The 16,908-nt window shown below is 34.9% G+C and carries 16 protein-coding genes; 6 read left to right on the top strand and 10 right to left on the bottom strand.

The features are described from left to right. Positions 1–22: 22 nt before the first annotated feature. The 10 genes from BZARG_RS08480 to BZARG_RS08435 all read right to left on the bottom strand — a co-directional run bounded on the left by BZARG_RS08480 (position 23) and on the right by BZARG_RS08435 (position 11,789). Positions 23–643, bottom strand: a complete 621-nt coding sequence (locus BZARG_RS08480) for a DUF3347 domain-containing protein (RefSeq protein WP_008637356.1) — start codon at positions 641–643, stop codon at positions 23–25. A 45-nt stretch (positions 644–688) separates the two neighbouring features. Then, positions 689–1,075: a DUF302 domain-containing protein gene (locus tag BZARG_RS08475; RefSeq protein WP_008637397.1), complete on the bottom strand. Its 387-nt coding sequence runs from the start codon at positions 1,073–1,075 to the stop codon at positions 689–691. Between the two features lie 6 nt (positions 1,076–1,081). After that, a complete protein-coding gene (locus BZARG_RS08470) occupies positions 1,082–1,273 on the bottom strand; it encodes an SHOCT domain-containing protein (protein ID WP_008637312.1) in 192 nt (63 codons plus the stop codon). A gap of 71 nt (positions 1,274–1,344) precedes the next feature. Further along, entirely contained in the window at positions 1,345–1,890 is a 546-nt protein-coding gene (locus BZARG_RS08465) for a DUF4175 domain-containing protein (RefSeq protein ID WP_237702583.1), read from the bottom strand. A 53-nt stretch (positions 1,891–1,943) separates the two neighbouring features. Continuing rightward, positions 1,944–3,242 (bottom strand): APC family permease, encoded by a 1,299-nt coding sequence (locus tag BZARG_RS08460; protein ID WP_008637258.1) that lies wholly within the window; start codon positions 3,240–3,242, stop codon positions 1,944–1,946. A 2-nt stretch (positions 3,243–3,244) separates the two neighbouring features. After that, positions 3,245–5,674 (bottom strand): multicopper oxidase domain-containing protein, encoded by a 2,430-nt coding sequence (locus BZARG_RS08455; protein ID WP_008637344.1) that lies wholly within the window; start codon positions 5,672–5,674, stop codon positions 3,245–3,247. 63 nt (positions 5,675–5,737) lie between these two features. Then, positions 5,738–6,304 carry a helix-turn-helix domain-containing protein gene (locus tag BZARG_RS08450; RefSeq protein ID WP_040288271.1) on the bottom strand — a complete coding sequence of 189 codons (567 nt, stop codon included), beginning with the start codon at positions 6,302–6,304 and terminating at the stop codon, positions 5,738–5,740. Positions 6,305–6,306: 2 nt separating this feature from the next. Further along, a complete protein-coding gene (locus tag BZARG_RS08445) occupies positions 6,307–7,536 on the bottom strand; it encodes a TolC family protein (RefSeq protein ID WP_008637383.1) in 1,230 nt (409 codons plus the stop codon). After that, complete coding sequence (locus BZARG_RS08440) at positions 7,533–11,240, bottom strand: efflux RND transporter permease subunit (RefSeq protein WP_008637265.1); 3,708 nt, start codon at positions 11,238–11,240, stop codon at positions 7,533–7,535. Before BZARG_RS08440 ends, BZARG_RS08445 begins: the two co-directional genes overlap by 4 nt. A gap of 135 nt (positions 11,241–11,375) precedes the next feature. Then, entirely contained in the window at positions 11,376–11,789 is a 414-nt protein-coding gene (locus tag BZARG_RS08435) for an HYC_CC_PP family protein (protein WP_008637263.1), read from the bottom strand. Between the two features lie 341 nt (positions 11,790–12,130). On the opposite strand from BZARG_RS08435, the gene BZARG_RS08430 reads away from it, so the two are divergent. The 6 genes from BZARG_RS08430 to BZARG_RS08405 all read left to right on the top strand — a co-directional run bounded on the left by BZARG_RS08430 (position 12,131) and on the right by BZARG_RS08405 (position 16,762). Then, the gene (locus BZARG_RS08430) at positions 12,131–13,492 is read left to right on the top strand and encodes an acyl-CoA dehydrogenase family protein (protein WP_008637296.1); all 1,362 of its coding nucleotides are present in this window, start codon (positions 12,131–12,133) and stop codon (positions 13,490–13,492) included. Positions 13,493–13,662: 170 nt separating this feature from the next. Then, positions 13,663–14,571, top strand: a complete 909-nt coding sequence (locus tag BZARG_RS15245) for a helix-turn-helix domain-containing protein (protein WP_008637298.1) — start codon at positions 13,663–13,665, stop codon at positions 14,569–14,571. A 65-nt stretch (positions 14,572–14,636) separates the two neighbouring features. Further along, on the top strand, positions 14,637–15,152 hold the full coding sequence (gene azu, locus BZARG_RS08420) for an azurin (RefSeq protein ID WP_008637346.1): 516 nt from the start codon (positions 14,637–14,639) through the stop codon (positions 15,150–15,152). Between the two features lie 11 nt (positions 15,153–15,163). After that, the gene (locus BZARG_RS08415; RefSeq protein ID WP_008637259.1) at positions 15,164–15,595 is read left to right on the top strand and encodes a hypothetical protein; all 432 of its coding nucleotides are present in this window, start codon (positions 15,164–15,166) and stop codon (positions 15,593–15,595) included. Between the two features lie 26 nt (positions 15,596–15,621). Then, entirely contained in the window at positions 15,622–16,209 is a 588-nt protein-coding gene (locus BZARG_RS08410) for a pentapeptide repeat-containing protein (RefSeq protein WP_008637302.1), read from the top strand. A gap of 133 nt (positions 16,210–16,342) precedes the next feature. Beyond that, entirely contained in the window at positions 16,343–16,762 is a 420-nt protein-coding gene (locus tag BZARG_RS08405) for a DUF2269 family protein (protein WP_008637289.1), read from the top strand. Positions 16,763–16,908: the final 146 nt, after the last annotated feature.

Here is a 16,908-nt window from a genome sequence, read left to right as displayed (position 1 = left end):
TCAATCAGTCCTATAACTCTTTTTAGTTTATTTCTTTTTGTACTTTACCACAGGTCATCATTTTGCTGCCATAATAAGGATTTTTAATGTCTTTACTCATACTTAACCACGCTGATCCTTTATCATACATTGGGCAATATTGCTGATATAACGTATTGTCCGTGCCGGTAATAGCAACCATATCTATCATATCCTTACTTAATATTTTGAAATGTTCTCGTTGATGATCCATTTCGCTCTTTCCAATGTGCTCTGCGTGTTCAATAGCATCATCAATAATATCCTTTAATTCTTTTTGCTGATCAGACGTATAGTTACTGACATCAAAACCTTTTAGCGAGGTTTCAATTTTTCTCCCTGCTTTAGCTGCAGCAGCTTCATCGGTAGCCACCAAAGCACCTTTAAGAGCCATATAATCTGCTAATACTTGTTTGGCATCAGAGCTTTGTGTGTTGGAGTCCATCATATCATTGGAAGCACTCATATTGTCGTGGTTCATTCCAGAATCTGCACTATCGTGATTCATTTCTGTATAATTGTCTTGAGCTTTGCTTTGCTCTTTTTCACTGTCTTTACAAGACATTGCAGTTAGGCTTACGAAAGCCATTGCAAAAATCGCTGTTGTTATGCTTACTTTTTTCATTTTGATTTGATTTAAGTTTATGATTATACTCTTTTTTGAAGAGCTTTATAATTTTTCAATTACTTTCTCGAGCATGGCCGTTATGTCCTTGGCGATCCCGTTCAGCTTCTCATTTTCCACAGCTTGCATTGATGCCATTGGGCTTACCGCAGCGACCTCTACAACGCCGTCTTCAATTTCCTGCACGATGACATTACAAGGTAACATGGTTCCAATTTTATCTTCTGCCTGTAGGGCTTTGTATGCATAAGGTGGATTACAGGCGCCAAGGATTTTGTACTTCTTGAAATCCACATCAAGTTTCTTTTTCATGGTTTCTTTGATATCGATTTCTGTGAGTATGCCAAAACCTTCTTCTTTCAGTCCTTTGGTGACTTTATCGATAACTTCTTCAAAAGTGCCTTTGATTGTTTTATTAAAATAGTATTTCATAATTTTTTAATTTTTAGTGTTCAACGTTCGTTTTTGTTCTTCATATTCTTCTTTGGATATTTCACCCTTGGCGAATCGGTTATCCAGAATATCCATAGGATTTTCTCTCTTTACGGTATTTTGTCTATTTCTTCCATTGTATAGAAATACGCCCAACACAAGCAAAACTGGTATTAATATCCACCCCCACATCATCATAATTGTATCGTTTTAATGGTTAACTAATTATTTTTATTTATAAATACTCCACTATTTAGAGCAGGAGTTTATTATTCTTTATTTTTCATTTTTCCTTTCATCTTTTTCTTCATTTCAGGATTTTTTTTCATCATTTCTTCCTTCATTTCAGGGTTTTCATCCATCATTTGCATCATCTTTACTTTCATTTCCTTTTTCATCGTTTTGTTGTTGTGAATTGTATCCATTAGCATTTTACGACCCATTTCATTTCCCATCATTTTACCGAGCATTCTTGATTGCATCTGTTGCATCATCTCTGGTTTTTTTTCCATCATCATCTGCATATGGGACTGCATTTTTTCCATCATGTCTGGATTTTTGTGCATCATCATTTTCATGTTTCCAGATTCCATCATTTGCATATGGTTATTCATCATTACCATTTTTGCCCCTTCATCTTGTTGTGCTAGTTTTATAAATTCACTAAATTGGCTTGGATTCGTGATTATTTCTTGATATAACGCATTACGATTTTCCTGATTTTCCATTGTTTCGGAAGCATTAAAGGTCGACTTACAGCTAACCACTGTACTAATTAAAGCAATAACCATTAAGGTTTTTACTATTGTTTTCATGTTTTTCATTTTGATTTATATTTAAATTAATACTTATTGTTTATTTATAAATTCTAATTGTGCTCGTTTTTCAAAAACCATCTTTCTCCCAAAAAAATAAGAATCATAGCCACTATTGCAACAATAATAACCGTTACATCAGAGCTTGCTTTAATCCATAAAAAAGCACTTAAAACGATGACATCTAAAAGTATTGCAGTTATAATTATAGCTGAATTAGCCTTAACTTCTTTTCTTAAGTTTCGCAGTATTCCCCATTGGATGCCGATGTCCATTACTAAATAAAATATGGCACCCAAAGATGCTATACGACTTAAATCAAAAAATATAGTGAGTACAATTGCAATTACAGCAACATACACCAACATATGTTTTTGAATATTTCCTGGCATACCAAAATGTTTATGTGGGATAAGTTTCATATCCGTTAACATGGCTGTCATTCTTGATACAGCAAAGACGCTGGCTATAATTCCAGATATGGTTGCTACTATGGCAATACCAACGGTGAACCATAATCCGTATTTACCAAAAGCTGGCTTTGAAGCTTCGGCCAATGAATAATCTTTAGCTCCTACAATTTCTGAAATAGTTAAATTAGAGGAAACTGCAAATGCCACTAACAGATATATTACAGTACAGATTAAAAGAGAAATTATAATTGCCCGTCCCACATTCTTATTTGGGTTTACAATTTCTCCACCGCTGTTTGTGATTGTAGTAAATCCTTTATATGCCAAAATGGATAAAGCCAATGCGCCTAAATAATCTGTTGTCGCATAATCTGTCGAATTACGCAATGAAACAGCATCTTGAAAAGAAAATCCAGCAGCCCAGAGAGCTCCTACTGCAAAAATAGCGATACCTCCAACCTTAACAATAGCCATAATTAATGACGACTTTCCAATAATTTTATTACCAGAAATATTAATCAGAAAGGCACCCACAATTAGGATTACACCTAGTATTGGCACCCAAACACTATTGTTGCCCACATTAAAGAGCTGTAAAGTATAAGAACCAAAAGTCCGGGCGACCAGACTCTCATTAATAATCATTGAAAATGCCATTAATAGTGCACCCGATGCTGCAACTGTTCCTTTACCATAGGCTTTGACCAAATACATGGCGATACCACCCGACGATGGAAAGGCATTTGACAATTTGATATAGCCATATGCACTAAACCCTGAAATTATCGCTCCAGCCATGAAGGCAAATGGAAATAAATTGCCCGATAGTTCAGCGACCTGACCCAATAAGGCAAAAATCCCAGCACCAATCATTACACCAGTACCTAATGCTACGGCTCCTATTAGTGATAAACTGTCTTTTTTATATTTATTATACATATTTAAAATCTTACTGATAGTCCACCACCTGCTCCAAAACGGTTATCATAGCTTGCCATTAAGGAAAAGTCTCGTGATAAAAAATATTCGACACCCGCATTCCAAGTCACTTCATTTGCGAAATCAGAACCCATAGGAAGATTATCCACCCAACCAAAATCTGCTTGATATTCAAAATTTCCGAAAACAGCGGTTCTTGGGAAAATGAGGATTTCACGGTTAAGACTAATTTGCGGTCGCAATTTGCTATCAACCCGGACATCTAGATTGAAAAGATAAGGCGTTAAAAACCGAATTCCGGCAATGGCAGTGGTCGAAATTTTATCCATATTATCCTCCAATTTATTTTCAATATTCACACCACCAAATACACGAAAATAGTCATGTAGATAGCGTTCGTAGGTTACTTCAGCTTCCATATTTTGGTTCCAGCCATATTCTGCTGACACATTAAATTGGTTTCGAAGATTAGACGCCACGAAATCAAACGCTGCCATATGTGATGCGGCATCCACCAACGACCACGTATAAAATTGGTCTGCTTCTTTAATCAAGTTTTTAACAGGATATTCTGCCATTCGTGGGTCTCGTGGCGTGTCATAACTTACCACGCGCGCCATGCCACTCATCATATGGTACAGAATATGGCAGTGAAAAAACCAATCGCCATATTCATCACCGTTATTCCCACTAAATTCAATGGTTACTTCTTGCATGGGTGGAACGTTAACTGTATGTTTTAAAGGCGAATAGTCTCCATTTTTATTAATGACGCGAAAAAAGTGACCATGAAGATGCATCGGGTGGTGCATCATCGTTAAATTATTGAAAGTCATTCGGGTTACTTCTCCTCCTTTTATTTTGATATTATCGGCTTCACTCAACGGAACCCCATTCATACTCCAAATGTAACGTTGCATATTTCCTGTAAGATTCAATAGAATTTCCTTTACGGGAAGATTTTTATCATAGGCCGTTTTTTTAGGGGATTTTAGATAATCGTAGTTGTATTCGGAAAACATATCCATTCCTTCCATTCCTGCCTGTTCGGCAGGCAGGTGCATGTCATCCATATTTCCTTTTGAATCTTTTTTCATATCCATATTCATCTTCGAATGATCCATTTTAGAATGATCCATTTCCATTGTATCTTTCTTCATGTTCATCATAGAATAATCCATTTCTGCCTCGCCGGGAGGCAGGTTGGAGTGATCCATCTTCTCTTTCATCATTGAATCCTTCGGCACCTCCATATTCATTTTGTCATCTTTCATATTCATTTTTGAGTGATCCATTTTCATCCCATATTCCTCTTTCATTTCAAAACGGGCATCTTTTTTAGGTTGAAATTTTAAGGCATGCGCGCCCATTTTCATATCCATTTTGGCCATTTGTTGCATCATCTTGATTTTATCAGGTTTAGCAATAATTTCAGCAGGAAGTGTTTCGCCTGTACCAAAATAAGCGGTGGTCGTTCCCGAACCGTCTTGCGCCATTGCCCGTAACTCAATTTTCCCATTTTGAGGTACAGTCACTATAAAATCATAAGTTTCAGCCGTGGCGATAAAGGTCTTGCTGTGTTCAACTGGAATGACATCCATTCCATCGGCAGACACTAATAAAGGTGCTTCGCCTCCAAATGTCATCCAGAATTGTGAGGACGCTGAACCGTTTATAATGCGTAAACGCAATTTTTCTCCTGGTTTATATTCTGGGTATTCAACAGACTCTTCGCCATTTATTAAGAACGCTGGATAATAGACATCGGCTATATCGGCACCACCCATTCGTTGTCGCCAAAAATCGAGTTGTGCGCCAAATGCACCACGCGCAATTACCTTATTTAAAGGCGTTGATGTGCCTTTTTTCATTTGATACCATTCGTTACCACGCTTTAGATTGCGCATAACGCTTTGAGGTTTTTCATTTGTCCAATCGGACAACATCAAAACCAAATCATGGTCATAATCCAAAGTTTTCTCTTTAGGGTGAATTAATAAGGAACCAAAAACACCACTCTGCTCTTGAAGCATAGTATGCGAATGATACCAATATGTACCTGATTGTCTAATAGGAAATTCATACTTAAAAGTTGTCCCCGGTTTTATAGGTGGCGTTGTTAAATAAGGAACACCATCGTAAAAATTGGGCAATAACATACCATGCCAATGAATTGACGTCTCCACGCTCATATCATTTTTCACATAAATAACGGCATATTCGCCTTCTGTAAATTCTAAAGTGGGCCCAGGAATAGTACCGTTAACAGTCATTCCTTTCACTTCTTTTCCTGCCTTATTAACCATGTCTTCTTTGATAGTCAAAGTGTATTCGTGAACTGGTAAATCATCTACATTTCCTTGTAATGATTGTGAAAATGCGGAATAATTACAGGTTAATACGAGAATAAATATGTATACTGTCTTTTTCATTGGTTATTTTATATAAAATTAACATTTATATTTAGCTATTTGTGTCATAATATTGGTTTATAGTTATATAATTCGGTCTAAAGGTGTGCGGTTGTTTTTCTTTTCTGACTTATAATCAGTTAGATTAATTCCAGTTTCACTTTTAAATTGTCTGCTTAAATGATTTATATTGCTATAATTAAGGAGCTGACCTATTTCAGTGAAATTGTATTCTTGATTTTCAATGAGTTCTTTTACTTTTTCAATTTTCAATTTGATAAAATATTTCTCAATGGTTATGCCTTCAGTTACTGAAAACAACTTGCTTGTTTTAGAATACTCTCTATTGAGTTTTTCTTCAAGATAGACCGAGAGTTTTCGGCTTAAATCCAATGGCAAATTCTTCAATAACTTAATCAACTCGATTTTCACATGCTCTACTAACTGTTTTTCTGGACTGTCAATTAATGAAAATCCATTTTTCTCCAAGATGGAAACCAAATTTTCTTTGTCTTCAGCAGCTAGAATATTCAGCTTTATTCTCCCCAATTCAATTTCGAGCAATTCGAAATTCTTTTCCTTTAATTCATCCTGTAATACTTTGATACACCGATCACATACCATATTCTTTATGTAGAAGTTCTGTACCATAGTTAGTTGATTAAATAATTAATTAAAGCGGATTGCACATAATATAGTTTTGTGGTTTCAATTTGGCCCATTTGAAACTTTAACTGCAATTCCTGAATATCTAAAACATCCTTAAAATTAATAGTTCCAGTTTCATAATTTTTGATAAGAATATCTTCGGCGTTTTTAGCTTGCTTCAGATTTTTATCTTGTGTATTAAATTTAATACGTGCCTGATTGCGCTGCGAAATAGCTTTTGATAATTCCGAGGTTAGCATATTTAATCTTTCATCTTTTTGGGATTGAATTTCTAACTTTCGCAAATCGTTTTGTCTAGTTTGAGATGTATACTTTTTGCTGAAAATTGGAATAGATACTGAAACCATAGGCATAATCATATCTTTATACGAGCTGGTAATCATAGGGCTATTTTCTTGATTGATATATTCTAGTCCAAAACCAATCATCGGCCCACCTTCTTTCTGATTTAGTAATTCGGATTGTTCAACTGACTCATAAAGCTTATCATATTTTAGTAACTCTGGATTTACCGACAAAGCTTCATAACCATAAAAAGGGTCTTCTTCGGGAATCCCCATAGAATCAACTACGGTTACAACCACATCATATTCGCGATTCATTAAACTATTCAAAGCGGCTTGAATCCCTTTGTTTTGCTGAATTAAAACGTCTTTCTCCTGAATAAGTTCGTTTTGCCGAATCTGTAATCTTAAAACGTCTACTGCCGATGCTTTACCAACTTCCAAGGAATTAAGCGCTAGCTGCTCATAAGACTCTAAAAGTGCTATATTTTTATCAAGCACATCCTGTTTGGCTCTAATTTCATAAAGTAGATAGTAAAATTCAGAAACAGAAAGCGCTAATTTTCGTTTGGCAATAGTGACTTCAATATATTGCGCGTCGGCCATGGATGTTGCATAGTTTTCTCTTGCTGAAATAGTACCAAACCACGGCAGCATTTGCATGACAGCGACTCGAAAACGTTCCATAGGCATGTCCATTTCCGGTGCAATAGCCATAACACCTGCATTAAATTCGGTGTTTGGTAAACTGTTGACTTCATTTACTTTTTCCGAAGCAATTTGATACTGAAAATCAAACTTTTTAATCTCTGGATTATTGGTTAATGCTTCGTCAATGAGGCTTTTCAATTCTTGGCTTTGAAGGGAAAGCACAAAGAGAAAGGAACTCAAAATTAACAGGGTTTTTATATGTGATTTTATGTGTTTCATTTTGTTGCTCTTTTAAGTTGAGATTCCGCTCTCCAGCTATATAAGACTGGCACTACAAATAAGGTAATTAATGCTATTAGCATACCTCCAAAACTAGGAATTGCCATGGGAATCATAATATCACTTCCACGTCCTGTAGAGGTTAAAATTGGTAATAATGCTAAAATGGTAGTTGCTGTTGTCATTAAACACGGGCGAATACGTTTTTCTCCTGCTTCAACAATAGAGGCTCTAATTTCCTTTTTGTTATCTGGTGTATTCCTATCGAAGGTTTGGGTTAAATAAGTTGCCATAACCACACCGTCATCGGTTGCAATTCCGAAGAGTGCAATAAACCCAACCCAAACGGCTACACTTAAGTTAATAGGATGCATTTGGAATAGATCTCGTAAGTTTTCTCCGAAGAAATTAAAGTTTAAAAACCAGTCCTGCCCGTACAGCCAAATCATAATAAAACCACCTGCAAAGGCGACTGCTATTCCTGTAAAAACCATCAATGATGTTGCTACAGAACGGAATTGGAAATATAAAATTAGAAAGATAACTGCCAATGCCAAAGGCACCACAACCGATAAGGTTTTTTCTGCTCGTAGCTGATTTTCATACGTTCCTGTAAACTGGTAATTAATTCCTTTAGGGACAATTAATTCACCTGAATCAATCTTCTCTTTAATTAAAGCTTGTGCACCTTCAACCACATTCACTTCCGCAAAACCATCCAACTTATCAAACAATACATAACCGACTAAAAAGGTGTCTTCACTTTTAATAACTTGTGGCCCTTGTTCGTAACGAATAGTTGCTAACTCACTTAAAGGAACCGGACTTCCTTTTTCAACAGGAATATAAATTTGCTCTAAATCCGTTGGGTTGGCACGTAACTCTCTTGGGTAACGAACTCGAACGCCATAACGCTCTCTACCCTCTACTGTTTGCGTTAAGACCATACCACCAATGGCGACTTGCAATACACTTTGAACGTCTTCAATGGTAATACCATATCGGGCAATTTTTTCTCTATCAATATCGATTAACAAATAGGGTTTACCTACAATACGGTCTGCAAAAACAGCTTCCTTTTTAACACCCTCAGCTTGTTTTAATATGTTTTCTAACTCGACACCAAAAGCTTCAATTTGTTTTAAATCTTGTCCTTTAACTTTAATTCCCATAGGTGCACGCATGCCGGTTTGAAGCATGACCAGTCGGGTTTCAATTGGCTGTAATTTAGGTGCAGATGTTACGCCAGGTAATTTAGTAACGCGTACAATCTCCTTCCAAATATCGTCTGGCGATTTAATTTCTGGTCGCCAGTTGCGGTAGAATTCACCGTCATTGTCTTGGATTAGCTGCGAGTTTTTAACGTTACTCAAAGTGCCATTTTCAGTTGCATTTGGATTTCCAATAAAACGTCCATCTTTCAATTCAAATAAACCGTCATCATTCACCTTATAACGTTGTCGCTCGCCGTTTTCATTCAGCATATATTCAGATTTATACTGAATAATATTCTCATACATAGATAAAGGCGCAGGATCTAAAGCCGATTCTGTGCGACCAGCTTTACCCACAACGGTTTCAATTTCTGGAATACTGGCTACGGCCATATCTAACTGTTGTAAAACACGTTTATTTTCTTCTACACCAGAATGTGGCATAGATGTAGGCATGAGCAGAAAAGAACCTTCATTTAACGACGGCATAAACTCTTTTCCTGTATTTTTCATAATGAAAAAGCCAGCAATTACAATAGCAGTAGGTAAAGACAGAAACAATATTTTATTATCTAAACACCAACGTAAAATACGTGTATAGTAATTTTTAAACAGCGTAAAAACGCCTAATAATCCGAAACAAATAACACCTACAAAAATCAGATTCCAAAAAATGCTTTTATCAACACCCAATGGTCGCCAGTATTCAGCTAGTAAAAACACGATTGATAATGCCGAAATGATAATATTGATACCGTTGGCTTGCTTTTCGCTTACGGTTTCTTGAAGTTTTAATATTCCAACAACGCCAAAGCCGATTAAGATAATACCTAACCAATAACCATAAATAACAGCGATAATTCCAGCTACAATTAAAGCTATATTTATCATGTAGCTAAAACTCTTTTTAATGCTTTTTCTTCTGAATAAAAAAGCTGCAAAAGGCGGTATTAAAAATAAAGCAACAATCAAAGAGGCTGTTAAGGCAAATGTTTTAGTAAATGCTAAAGGTCTAAACAGTTTTCCTTCGGCACCAATCATAGTAAAGACAGGAATAAAACTAATAATGGTAGTCATAACTGCTGTTACAATAGCACCAGAAACTTCTTTTGTAGCATTGTAAACTACCGTGTTTATAGGTTCTTTACCATCTTCTTCATCGAGATGACGTATGATATTTTCGGAAAGTATGACTCCCACATCCACCATGGTACCAATGGCAATTGCAATTCCCGATAATGCCACAATATTCGCATCCACATCAAAAAGTTTCATAGCTATAAACACCATTAAAACGGCAACGGGTAATAATCCGGAAATTAAAATCGATGCACGAAGATTAAATACCATAACGATAATAACCAGTATAGTAATTAAAATTTCTAATGTTAAGGCTTCATTAAGTGTTTCTAATGTTTCTTGAATCAGTTCTGAACGGTCATAAAAAGGAATAATAGTAAGTTGTGAGGTTCTGCCATCCGATAATACTTTTGAAGGTAAACCAGCACTTAATTCATTGATTTGTACTTTAACATTATTAATTACTTCCATTGGATTGGCACCATAACGTGCTACTACCACACCACCAACTACCTCAGCGCCTTCTTTATCCAAAATTCCGCGTCTTGCAGCAGGACCTAACGCCACTTTCCCAATGTCTTTAATTTTTATAGACGTAAAATCTTCAGAAGTAACAACTGCATTTTCAATATCGGAAACCGACTTAACGTATCCCAAACCGCGAACTAAATATTCAGCTTGATTAATTTCTAAAGTTTGCGCACCTATATCTTTATTACTTTGCTTAACTGCTTTTACAACTTGGTCTAATCCAATATTGTATTGACGCATGAGTTCTGGATTCACATCAATTTGATATTCCTGAACATAGCCACCAATAGAAGCCACTTCCGAGACCCCACTTGCAGACGACAAGGCATACTTGACATAATAATCTTGGATGCTGCGCAACTCATGTAAATCCCATCCACCGGTTACGTTTCCATTTTCATCACGACCTTCTAATGTGTACCAAAATATTTGTCCTAAACCTGTGGCATCTGGTCCTAGAGCAGGGTTAACATCTTCTGGTAATAGGCCACTTGGTAGTGAATTTAGTTTTTCCAGAATTCGACTTCGACTCCAATAAAACTCAATATCTTCTTCAAAAATGATATAGATACTCGAAAAACCAAACATAGATGAACTACGAATAGTTTTCACACCTGGAATACCAAGTAAAGAGGTTGTTAATGGGTAGGTAATCTGATCTTCAATGTCTTGTGGTGATCGACCTTCCCATTTGGTAAAAACAATTTGTTGATTTTCACCAATATCTGGAATAGCATCCACAGCCACAGGATCACTTGGTAAAAAACCAGTATCCCAATTAAAAGGAGCGTTTACGGTTCCCCATCCCACAAAAAGGACGAGTAATAAAACGGCTACGAGTTTATTCTCTATTAAAAATTTGATGCTTTTATTTAGCATGAGTTATAAGATTTTAGCAGTAAGTACAAAATATTTAGGTACAGAATATTTCTAGAAGTAGCTTTCAAAAGTAACATCTAAACATAAACAGGCTATAACACAAAGTATTTTGTATTATAACCAACTACTAAAAAATTAAATTAAATAGGTCTCGTCAAACTTGAAGATTTGTTTGATGACGAGTGGTGGTTCATATTCTTCAAAAGAAGAACCGTTATTATCAACACTTTCAAAAAGGTTGATGTAAGAATAAACAAATGATGCAATAAATACTTGTTGTTCAAAGGAAATTTTATCGACATGAAATTGCAATTCGTCTTGACCATCCAAAACAACTTGCTCATCAATACAACAATTCGTTTTTGCAATAGAGCATCCTTCAGTTAATGGGTTTTCCATTTCCATACCGCAGGTTTCTACTTTATGGAAAATAGCTGTATCCATTAAAGTACCGCCACAATAATGCATATCTATAGTAAACGACATCGTCGAAAACAACACGACGAAAGCCATTGATAAAGACATTATTTTATGGAATACTTTATTCATAAGTATGGCGAAGTTACGAAATTTAAATAACTCTTGTTTTTTTTAACATAGTTTTAGAAATAATCATATTGACTTACAGTGTGTAAGTTTTGAATTATTAACAAAACCCACATACTTTTCACTGTATACTCTAACAATTTACCCCGTAGGTACTTGCCAGTAATATTTAACCTATGTTCATTTTTTCAATAATGATTATAAATTTAGTCTCAACATCTAATATTTAAAAAAGATGAACATACCTAAAACTATACATGAGTTTTAAGTACATTAGATAACTGTAGAATAAAATTGTACTTTACTATTAAAACGAATATTACACCCTAATTAAAATAATAAAAATGGAACTCTTTAAAAAAATTAAGCAAATTACCCATTTAATGAAGAATATAGATTTTGCCGAATTAGGTGAAATTTCAGAAAAGATAGATTTACCCAAAATCATGAAATCTGTTGGCGAATTAGATGATGTACAACTCAAAGGCTTAATGAAAATGCTGACTGAAAAGGCAAAAAAAGGACAGCACAAACTGCCTCCTATTGATGGAGATTTCTATGATTACGATTTAAAACTAACCCAAGAACAGCGCGAAATTCAATTAAAAGTCCGCAGCTTTATGGAAACAGAAATCCAGCCTATTGCTAATCATTACTGGAATAAAGCCGAATTTCCAATGGATATCATTCCCAAATTAGCGGCATTAAATATTTGTGGTGTAACCTATGATGGTTATGGATGCCCAAACATGCCTTTTTTAATGGAAGGTATCATAGCTGAAGAATTAGCACGAGTTGATGTATCTATTTCCACATTTTTCGGTGTACATAGTGGACTCGCCATGGGTTCCATTTACCTCTGCGGAAGTGAGGAGCAAAAACAAGAATGGTTACCAAAAATGCAAAAAATGGAAGCTATTGGTGCTTTCGGTTTAACGGAGCCTAACGTTGGGAGTGGCGTTGCTGGCGGCATGGAAACAACCTGTGAAAAAGTTGGTGATGAATGGGTTTTAAATGGGCAGAAAAAGTGGATCGGGAATGCTACTTTTGCAGATGTTATTATTATTTGGGCAAGAGATATAGAAGATAATCAAGCTAAAGGTTTCTTATTACGCAAAGGCAATCCAGATTATAAAGCTGAAAAAATTGAGAATAAAATGGCATTGCGTACCGTACAAAATGCCCTCATTACCTTAACCGATTGTAAAATTCCTGAAAGTGATCGTTTGCAAAAAGCTAACTCTTTTAAAGACACAGCTAAAGTATTAAGAATGACACGTGCTGGTGTTGCTTGGCAAGCTTTAGGTTGTGCCAGAGGTGCTTACGAAAGTGCATTGAAATACACCAAAAAACGAGAGCAATTTGGAAAACCTATTGCGAAATTTCAGCTTATTCAAAATCATTTAGTTGAAATGCTCGCCAACTTAACAGCTATGAAAGCCATGGTATATCGTCTTTCAGAATTACAAGATCAAGGTTTGTTAACCGATGAGCATGCATCATTAGCCAAAGTATTCTGCTCCATGCGGACCAGGGATGTGGTAAGTCGTGCTCGTGAAGTTATGGGCGGCAATGGGATTTTATTAGAATATGACGTCGCGCGTTTTGTTGCAGATGCCGAAGCCATTTACTCCTATGAAGGCACTAAAGAAATTAACTCCTTGATTGTAGGTCGCGCCATTACTGGCTACAGTGCCTTTGTATAAAACTGGTATTTAATTACCAATTTTTAATGTTTTTTATGCTGTTTAGCAGTTTATTACTTTTAAGTAATAAACTGCTATATTGCTTTTCGAATATCTTTCAAAAATTAAAAAATACTATAAACTTAAAAATGCGTGGTTAGGAATCCAACATCTATAAAAAAGAATAGAATTTGAAGAAATCAAAACTTAACATACCGATTTTAAGTCCGCTAAATTTTAGAAAAAACCATATTAAGAATAATTTGGATGAATTATTGAATGATGACAGCATCACGCAATTTTTTATCCATTCATTTAAAGAAAATGATATTAGTCTAAATCTGCCATTGCCACCACATAAAAAAACGGTTAATGATTTTGTGTTCATTACTAATGGCAGCATGACCAGGAGTTTAGGAATTGAATTATTTCAATTAAAAAAACATGATTTCCTCTTCACTCCCGAAAACAGTATTACAACCACAGAATTTATTTCAAGTGATTTAGAAGGCTTTTATTGTCATTTTTCAGATGATTTTATCGGAACAAATCCAATTATTAGCACATTTCAAACACAACTTAACAGACAAAACTATATTCAGGTTTCTCAAGAAGCCGCATCCAACATATCCTTTTTATTAACTCGGATTGATCAATTATATAAAAGCCGAAAAAGCAATCCAAACAATTGCCGGTTAATACCTATCTATCTGTCGACCGTTATTGCCGATTTGGTTTTGACTTTAAAAAAACAAGCAACTGTAATACCAAGGTACAATAGGGTTTTTTTCAATTTTCAGAATTTGGTGCATAAACAATTCAAGCAAAATTTACCTGTTAAAGAATATGCAGCGCAGCTTAATATGACACCAAATCATTTAAATAAACGCGTAAAGCAGGAGAACGGTAAGACCGCTTCAGAAGTTATTCGTGAAATAACCATGCTTGAAGCTAAAGTATTACTTCTTCAAAGCACCATGCAGATCAAGGAAATAAGTAGAGAACTCGGTTTTAATGATGATTCCTATTTTAGTCGTTTGTTTAAGATTGAAACCAATTACACCCCTTCAAACTACCGTAAAATGATTGATTTGTCCTAGTACTTGCAGACACTGTCCTTGAAACTCTTCCCTTTGAAGCTTATATTTGCTGAAAAATAAATACAATGAAACATATTAAATCTAGGTCTATTTTAGGTATGCTTGCATTAAGCTTGCTATTCATCGTGTCCTGTGGAAATGATAAAAACGCAACGACAAATGAAAACATTCCGACTGTTGACGAATTGGAAAGTCTATCAAAACAGGACACCATAAGAGTTACATTAAACTCTAATGATAAAATGCAATTTGACAAATCAGAAATCACTGTTTTTGAAGGTCAAACTGTAATCCTAACGCTTCATCATACAGGAACAATGACGCTTAGCGCCATGGGACATAACTTTGTGCTTTTAACCAAAGGAACTGCTATTTCGGATTTTACCAAGCAAGCATTGAAAGCTAAAGACAATGCATATATTCCAACTGACGAAAAGAATGTTATTGCCTACACGGGTCTCATTGGTGGTGGCGAAAGTGTGAGCGTTACTTTTAAAGCGCCAGAAAAAGGAATTTATGATTTTCTATGTTCATTCCCTGGACACTATTCAATTATGAAAGGTAAATTTAACGTTAACTAAAAAATTTAAATATGTATAATATTCTTAAAGAATCGCATAATGGCATTGGAATGGTATTATTATTCCTGCTTCTTATTATAATCGTTATTATTCTAGCCAAATTTTTACTCAAAAAACCCTTCAACAAATCTGTAAAAATTACGGCTTTAATTGGATTGATTACCGTTCACATTCAAATATTAATAGGTCTTTTACTTTATTTTTTATCGCCTTTAGGCTTATCCAATTTTTCAGGAGATTCCATGGGTCATAAAATATCAAGATTCTATATTGTAGAGCATCCTATCGGCATGATTTTGGCTGCAGTTTTAATTACCATAGGATATAAAGTTGTTAAAAAAACTAATTTAACTGATAAAGCGAAATACAGACGCTTGCTGATTTATTACGGACTTGGATTTGGACTTATAGCCTATTTAATCCCTTGGTTTTTGTGGTCTTAATAAATCAATGAAATATAATTAAATCCATGGAAAACGAAATAATAATCCACGAAAGAAAGACATTTACCAATGTTGATTATACCGAGAAGATTCTAAGAGATAGAGAGTTTTATAAATGCATTTTTATGGGATGCAATTTCACCAAAAGCGATCTTATCGGTAATAGCTTTGAAGATTGTACGTTTGAAAACTGCAACTTCTCGATGACGCAAGTTAAAGGAGCTGGCTTTAGAAATGCTATCTTCAAGGAATGTAAAATAATGGGTGTTGATTTTTCACAATGCAATAAGTTTCTTTTTTCTTTCTCATTCTATAAATGCAGTTTGGAATATTGCACCTTTTTTGGCACTAAATTACCGAAAACAAAATTTGATAAATGCTCTTTGAAAGAAACTGATTTTTCTGAAGTAAATTTATCTGCTTCTGTCTTTTATGAATGTGACCTGTCTGGCACCATATTCTCAAATACCGTCCTAGAAAAGGTCGATTTTAGGACTGCTAGTAACTATGCAATAGATCCCGAAATAAACAAGTTAAAGAAGGCTAAATTCTCTGGATTTAATCTTGAAGGTTTACTTTATAAATATCAGTTAGACATTGAATATAATCAGTAATTATATTCAGGTGAAAATTTACGTTTGATATGATTTAGCCTGAAAATAACAATGAATCAAAATTTTAAAACTTAAGGCAAGATGTACTAATACATATTGTTTAAATTTAACCTTAATATATCGAATTAATACTATGAGAGAGACAATGTTAATAGTTCACTTCATCGGTTTGGCTATGGGCTTAGGCACTGGTTTCGTACATGCTTTTTTAGGTAAAACACTATCTAAAATGAATAGAAATGAAGCTAAAAAATTTAGACTTCAAATTAAAGGTGTAAGTCAAATGGGATCTATAGGAACTATACTGCTATTGGTTTCAGGTATATACCTACTACTTCCATTTTGGCCCGTCTTAACAGAAATGCCACTATTAATTTTAAAATTAGTATTATTTTTAATTCTCGTAATTCTAATTATGCTAATCAATTATGACGTCAGAAATAATTACAAAAATGATACAGAGAACAATTTAAAACGTATCGAATTAATGGGCAAAATCAGCTTGGTAATAGGTGTTCTAATTGTGATTGTTGCAGTGAATGTGTTTCATTAAAAATTTGAAAACACATACTATAAAATAGCAAAGCAAGAATAATGAACGCTATTAGTATAGACTTGGAGCTTCTTTTATAGTGTTGAGAACAAAACGTGTAACTATTCAGAGCATTGCTTACAAAGCTAAATATTAAAGTGAATAAC

This window comes from Bizionia argentinensis JUB59 (genome assembly GCF_000224335.1).
Lineage (GTDB): Bacteria > Bacteroidota > Bacteroidia > Flavobacteriales > Flavobacteriaceae > Algorimicrobium > Algorimicrobium argentinense.
This window is presented reverse-complemented; position numbering and strand designations above follow the sequence as displayed.

Bases quoted from the DNA above. Each gene is read 5' to 3' on its own strand.
- BZARG_RS08480 (WP_008637356.1), bottom strand. From the start codon at position 643: ATGAAAAAAGTAAGCATAACAACAGCGATTTTTGCAATGGCTTTCGTA.
- BZARG_RS08475 (WP_008637397.1), bottom strand. From the start codon at position 1,075: ATGAAATACTATTTTAATAAAACAATCAAAGGCACTTTTGAAGAAGTT.
- BZARG_RS08470 (WP_008637312.1), bottom strand. From the start codon at position 1,273: ATGATGATGTGGGGGTGGATATTAATACCAGTTTTGCTTGTGTTGGGC.
- BZARG_RS08465 (WP_237702583.1), bottom strand. From the start codon at position 1,890: ATGAAAACAATAGTAAAAACCTTAATGGTTATTGCTTTAATTAGTACA.
- BZARG_RS08460 (WP_008637258.1), bottom strand. From the start codon at position 3,242: ATGTATAATAAATATAAAAAAGACAGTTTATCACTAATAGGAGCCGTA.
- BZARG_RS08455 (WP_008637344.1), bottom strand. From the start codon at position 5,674: ATGAAAAAGACAGTATACATATTTATTCTCGTATTAACCTGTAATTAT.
- BZARG_RS08450 (WP_040288271.1), bottom strand. From the start codon at position 6,304: ATGGTACAGAACTTCTACATAAAGAATATGGTATGTGATCGGTGTATC.
- BZARG_RS08445 (WP_008637383.1), bottom strand. From the start codon at position 7,536: ATGAAACACATAAAATCACATATAAAAACCCTGTTAATTTTGAGTTCC.
- BZARG_RS08440 (WP_008637265.1), bottom strand. From the start codon at position 11,240: ATGCTAAATAAAAGCATCAAATTTTTAATAGAGAATAAACTCGTAGCC.
- BZARG_RS08435 (WP_008637263.1), bottom strand. From the start codon at position 11,789: ATGAATAAAGTATTCCATAAAATAATGTCTTTATCAATGGCTTTCGTC.
- BZARG_RS08430 (WP_008637296.1), top strand. From the start codon at position 12,131: ATGGAACTCTTTAAAAAAATTAAGCAAATTACCCATTTAATGAAGAAT.
- azu (WP_008637346.1), top strand. From the start codon at position 14,637: ATGAAACATATTAAATCTAGGTCTATTTTAGGTATGCTTGCATTAAGC.
- BZARG_RS08415 (WP_008637259.1), top strand. From the start codon at position 15,164: ATGTATAATATTCTTAAAGAATCGCATAATGGCATTGGAATGGTATTA.
- BZARG_RS08410 (WP_008637302.1), top strand. From the start codon at position 15,622: ATGGAAAACGAAATAATAATCCACGAAAGAAAGACATTTACCAATGTT.
- BZARG_RS08405 (WP_008637289.1), top strand. From the start codon at position 16,343: ATGAGAGAGACAATGTTAATAGTTCACTTCATCGGTTTGGCTATGGGC.